Annotated in this window: 3 protein-coding genes and 1 pseudogene; all 4 read left to right on the top strand. The window is 71.8% G+C overall.

Annotated elements, in window-relative coordinates:
- Positions 1 to 329, top strand: a 329-nt coding sequence (locus tag AC3XYG_RS22985) for a TetR/AcrR family transcriptional regulator C-terminal domain-containing protein (RefSeq protein WP_489142191.1), incomplete at its 5' end; no start/stop codon positions are given.
- 120 nt (positions 330 to 449) lie between these two features.
- Positions 450 to 1,568, top strand: coding sequence for an NADH:flavin oxidoreductase/NADH oxidase (locus AC3XYG_RS22980; protein ID WP_489142190.1), 1,119 nt, complete (start codon positions 450 to 452; stop codon positions 1,566 to 1,568).
- 20 nt (positions 1,569 to 1,588) lie between these two features.
- A complete protein-coding gene (locus AC3XYG_RS22975) occupies positions 1,589 to 3,937 on the top strand; it encodes a penicillin acylase family protein (protein WP_489142189.1) in 2,349 nt (782 codons plus the stop codon).
- A 279-nt stretch (positions 3,938 to 4,216) separates the two neighbouring features.
- Positions 4,217 to 4,785 (top strand): annotated as a pseudogene (locus AC3XYG_RS22970) (6-hydroxynicotinate reductase); the annotation flags it as partial.

The following is a 4,785-nucleotide window of genomic DNA, read 5'->3' as shown; positions in this document are numbered from 1 at the left end:
GGGCCACGCTGCGCAAGCTGATCCAGACCGAGGGCGAGCGCTATCCCGCCCTGTTCACCGCCTGGCGCGAGCACGGGCCGGGTACCGCCTGGGCCGCGATCGCCGCCCGCTTCGCCAAGCTGGCCCATGCCGGCCACCTCGAGATCGAGGACCCCGACCTGGCCGCGCGCCAGTTCATGGCCCTGATCCACGCCGATTTCCACATCTCCCACATGCTCGGGACCAAACCGGCGGATGCCGAGATCGATGTCGGGGTCTCCAACGCCGTGCGCACCTTCCTGCGCGCCTTCGGCCGGCAGGCCCCCGCCCTGCGGGCGTTGGCGGACTGAGCGGTCCGGTCGGACCTGCATTGCATCGGTAACAGGTGCGGACATAAAGATCTGACATATCATCCGGTGACGCCGCCGAAGGTCACCGCATCCCGTCCGCAACCGATCGAGCGCCCCCTCATGACCGCCTCCGCGCTGTTCTCCCCGCTCGCCCTCGGCCCGGTGCCGCTGCCCAACCGGATCGTGGTGGCGCCGATGTGCCAGTACTCCGCCGATGACGGCAGCGCCACCGACTGGCACCTGCAGCATTGGATGTCCCTCGCCATGTCCGGCGCCGCGCTGGTGGTGCTGGAGGCGACCGGCGTCGAACGCCGGGGCCGCATCACCCATGGCTGCCTCGGCCTCTATTCCGACGCCAATGAGCGGGCGATGGCCCGCGGCCTGGCCGCCGCCCGCGCCGTCGCCCTGCCCGGCACCCGCTTCGGCATCCAGCTGGCCCATGCCGGGCGCAAGGCATCGACCCAGCGCCCCTGGGAGGGCGGCCGCGCCCTGGGCCCCGCCGAGGATCCCTGGCCGACCGTCGGCCCCTCCGCCCTGGCCTTCAGCGAGGGCTGGCACACGCCGGAGGCGCTGGATGAGGCCGGGCTGGAGCGGGTCACCGCCGCCTTCGTCCAGGCCGCCCGCCGCGCCGTGCGGCTGGGCTTCGATGCCATCGAGCTGCACCTGGCGCATGGCTATCTGCTGCACAGCTTCCTGTCGCCGCTGTCGAATCACCGCGACGACCGCTGGGGCGGCGATGCCGAGCGCCGGCGCGCCTTCCCGCTGGCCGTGGCCGACGCCGTGCGCGCCGTGGTGCCGGCCGGCATCGCGCTGGGAGTCCGGGTCAGCGCCGTCGACTGGGTCGAGGGCGGCCTGACCATCGAGGACACCGTTGCCCTGACGACTGCGCTGAAGGCGCATGGGCTGGACTATGTCTGCGCCTCCTCCGGCGGCAACGTTCCGCAGGCGCGCATCCCGGTCGCCCCCGGCTACCAGGTGCCGTTCGCCCGCGAGATCAAGCAGAAGAGCGGCCTGGTCACCCGCGCGGTCGGGCTGATCGTCGAGGCGCAGCAGGCCGAGGCCATCATCGCCCGCGGCGATGCCGACCAGGTGGCGCTGGCCCGCGCCGTGCTGGACGACCCGCGCTGGGGCTGGCATGCCGCCGAGGCGCTGGGCGCCGAGCTGACCCTGCCGCCGCAATATGCCCGGGCCGCCGCGAAGACCTGGCCCGGCCGCAAGCTGCTGGAAGCCGCCGCGTAATCCAGGGGAGCCCGGGACGAATGACTGATCCGATCGCCGTCCCGGGCCTCGCTGCCCCGGCCGAAATCCTGGTCGACCGCTGGGGCATCCCGCATCTGACCGCGGCCAGCCTGGACGATCTGTTCTTCCTGCAGGGCTTCAACGCCGCCCGCGACCGGCTGTGGCAGATCGACCTGTGGCGCAAGCGCGGCCTGGGTCTGCTGGCGGCGGAGTTCGGCCCCGGCTATCTGGCCCAGGACATCGCCAGCCGGCACTTTCTCTATCGTGGCGACATGGCGGCGGAATGGGCCGCCTATGCCGAGGATGCGGAAGCGATCTGCAGCCGCTTCGCCGCCGGCATCAACGCCTATGTCGCGCTGACCGAGCGCGAGCCGGACCGGCTGCCGGAGGAGTTCCGGATCTTCGGCACCAGGCCGGCGCGCTGGCAGCCGGAGGATGTGGTCCGCATCCGCAGCCACGGCCTGACCCGCAATGCGCTGTCGGAGCTGGCGCGCGCCCATGTGCTGGCCGGCGCCGACGCCGCCACCGACCGGCTGCGCAAGGTGATCGAGCCGCCGGTCGAGGTCGGGCCGGTGCCGGGCTTCGACCCTGCAGCGGTGCCGCCGGATGCGCTGCTTCTGTTCCGCCTGGCCATGGCCCCTGTGACCTTCCCGCCCGAACGGCTGGCAGCGACGCTGGATGAGGCCGGGCTGTGGCGCGAGGTCACCGATCTCGGCGAGGTGCTGCGGGCACCGGAGGCCGAAGGCTCCTCTGACGGATCGAACAACTGGGCGGTGCATGGCAGCCGCACTAGCACTGGCCGCCCGGTCATGGCCACCGACCCGCACCGCGCCCATGCCGTGCCGTCGCTGCGCTACCTCGTCCACCTGACCGCGCCGGGCTTCGACGCGATCGGTGCCGGCGAACCCTGCGTGCCCGGCATCATGATGGGGCACAACGGCACGGCCGCCTTCAGCCTGACCATCTTCGGCGCCGACCAGGAGGATGTGTATCTCTACGAGACCCGGCCGGACGATCCCGACTCATACCGCTACGGCGCGGGCTGGGAGCGGATGCGGATGGTCGAGGAGCGCTTCGCCGTCAAGGGCGCGGCGGAGCAGGTGCGCACCCTGCGCTTCACCCGGCACGGGCCGGTGGTGCATGCCGATGCCGGCAGGCACAGCGCCGTGGCGGTGCGGTCGGTGTGGTTCGAGCCGGGATCGGCCGCCTATCTCGCCAGCCTCAGCGGCATGCGGGCCCGCGACATCGACGGCTTCCGCACGGCGATGCGGCGCTGGGGCACGCCGTCGGTCAACCAGGTCTATGCCGACACGTCAGGCACCATCGCCTGGCTGCCGGCCGGCCATGTGCCGCGGCGGCCGAACTGGCACGGCCTGGCACCAGTCCCCGGCGACGGCAGCCACGAATGGGACGGCATGATGGACCCGGCGCTGATGCCGGTGCGGATCGACCCGCCGGAAGGCTTTGTCGCCACCGCCAACGAGCTGAACCTTCCGGCCGACTGGCCGCATGACCAGCGCCCGGTCGGCTTCGAATGGCTGGAGGGCAGCCGTGCCGTGCGCGTCCACGAGGTGCTGGCCGGGCAGGACCGGCACAGCCCGGCGGACTCACGAGCGCTGCAGGCCGACACCCTGTCGGTGCCGGCGCGGCGAATGCTGCGCCTGCTGACGCCGCTGGAGCCGGGGGACGCGGCCGAGGCCTTGGCCCTGCTGCGCGGCTGGGACGCCCGGCTGGAGGCGGACTCCGCTGCGGCGGCGCTGTTCGAACTGTGGTGGACCAAGCATCTGAAGCCGGCCCTGTTCGCCCGACTGGTGCCCGACCCCGCCATCCGCAAGCTGCTGGCCCCGGGCGATGTCGCCGGCATCCTGGCGGCGCTGGAGGCACCGGACGACCGCTTCGGCGCCGATCCCATGGCGGCGCGCGACGCGCTGCTGCTGAAGACCCTGGCCGCGGCCTGGGCGGATGCAACTCAGCGGCTGGGGCCCGACCCCGCCAGCTGGCGCTGGGGCGATCTGCATCACGGCTATTTCGGCCATCCGGCCAGCGCCGTGGCGCCGGAGCGGACGGCCGAGCTGGATGTCGGCCCGCTGGCCAAGGGTGGCGGCGCCTCCACCGTCATGCACGCCGCCTATCGCCCGGACAGCTTCCAGGTCACCAACGGCGCCTCGGTCCGCATCGTCATGGATGTCGGCGACTGGGACCGCAGCACCTGCATCAACGCGCCCGGCCAGTCCGGCGACCCGCGCTCACCGCATTACCGCGACCTCGCCCCGCTATGGGCCCGCGGCGATCAGGTGCCGCTGCTGTACAGCCGTGCGGCCGTGGAAGACGCGGCAGAGGCCCGCATCGCGCTGGTGCCGGAGCCTTAACTCGGGTTCGCGATTCCACGAACCCGACCTGCGCCCCTCTCCCATAGGACACCGTTCCCGCCTTGACAGGTCTGCCGGAGCGGATGAAGATCGTTTGTATACGAATGAAATGCCGGCCGGGTAACGACGGGCTCTTCGGAACAGGATCAGGCCAGGGAGATCCCTTCATGCATCTCCGGACAGGGCAGCTCCGGCCCAGCGGACCATGGACGACCAGCCGCGCCGCGACCGTCGGCGCCGGGCGTGCCGCCGCGGCCGCACAGCAGAATCGAGACTGACATGTCCCAGCCCACCGCCCCGGACAAAACCGCCCCAGACAAGACGGCCGACGGCCGCATCCGCTGCGATGCCTGCCCTGTCATGTGCTACATCAAGCCCGGTGCCGCCGGCGCGTGCGACCGCTATGCCAACCATGACGGCACGCTGGTCCGGGTCGACCCGCATGTGGTGCTGGACCGCACTTTGGCGCAGGGCGGCAGCGTGGTGCCGTTCGGCAGCACCGGCGACTGGGACGGCAAGCTGGTGCGCGGGCAGGAGACCTTCGTCACCGCGATCGGCGCCGGCACCACCTATCCCGACTACAAGCCGGCGCCCTTCATCGTCTCGGCCGAGGTCGATGGCGTCGACATGGTCACCGTGGTGACCGAGGGCATCTTCAGCTATTGCGGCGTCAAGGTGAAGGTCGACACCGACCGCCATCTGGGGCCGGAGCGCAGCCTGATCCGGGCGCAGGGCGAACCGGTCGGCCATGTCACCACGGGCGAATACGGGTCGCAGATGCTGTCGCTGGGCGGCGTGCATCACCTGACCGGCGGCAGCAAGAAGGAAGGCCGCGTCACCTGCGACAC

This window comes from Inquilinus sp., from assembly GCF_057815775.1.
The sequence above is the reverse complement of the archived record's forward strand: the minus strand, read 5'-3'. Positions and strand labels throughout refer to the sequence as shown.

Bases quoted from the DNA above. Each gene is read 5' to 3' on its own strand.
- AC3XYG_RS22980 (WP_489142190.1), top strand. From the start codon at position 450: ATGACCGCCTCCGCGCTGTTCTCCCCGCTCGCCCTCGGCCCGGTGCCG.
- AC3XYG_RS22975 (WP_489142189.1), top strand. From the start codon at position 1,589: ATGACTGATCCGATCGCCGTCCCGGGCCTCGCTGCCCCGGCCGAAATC.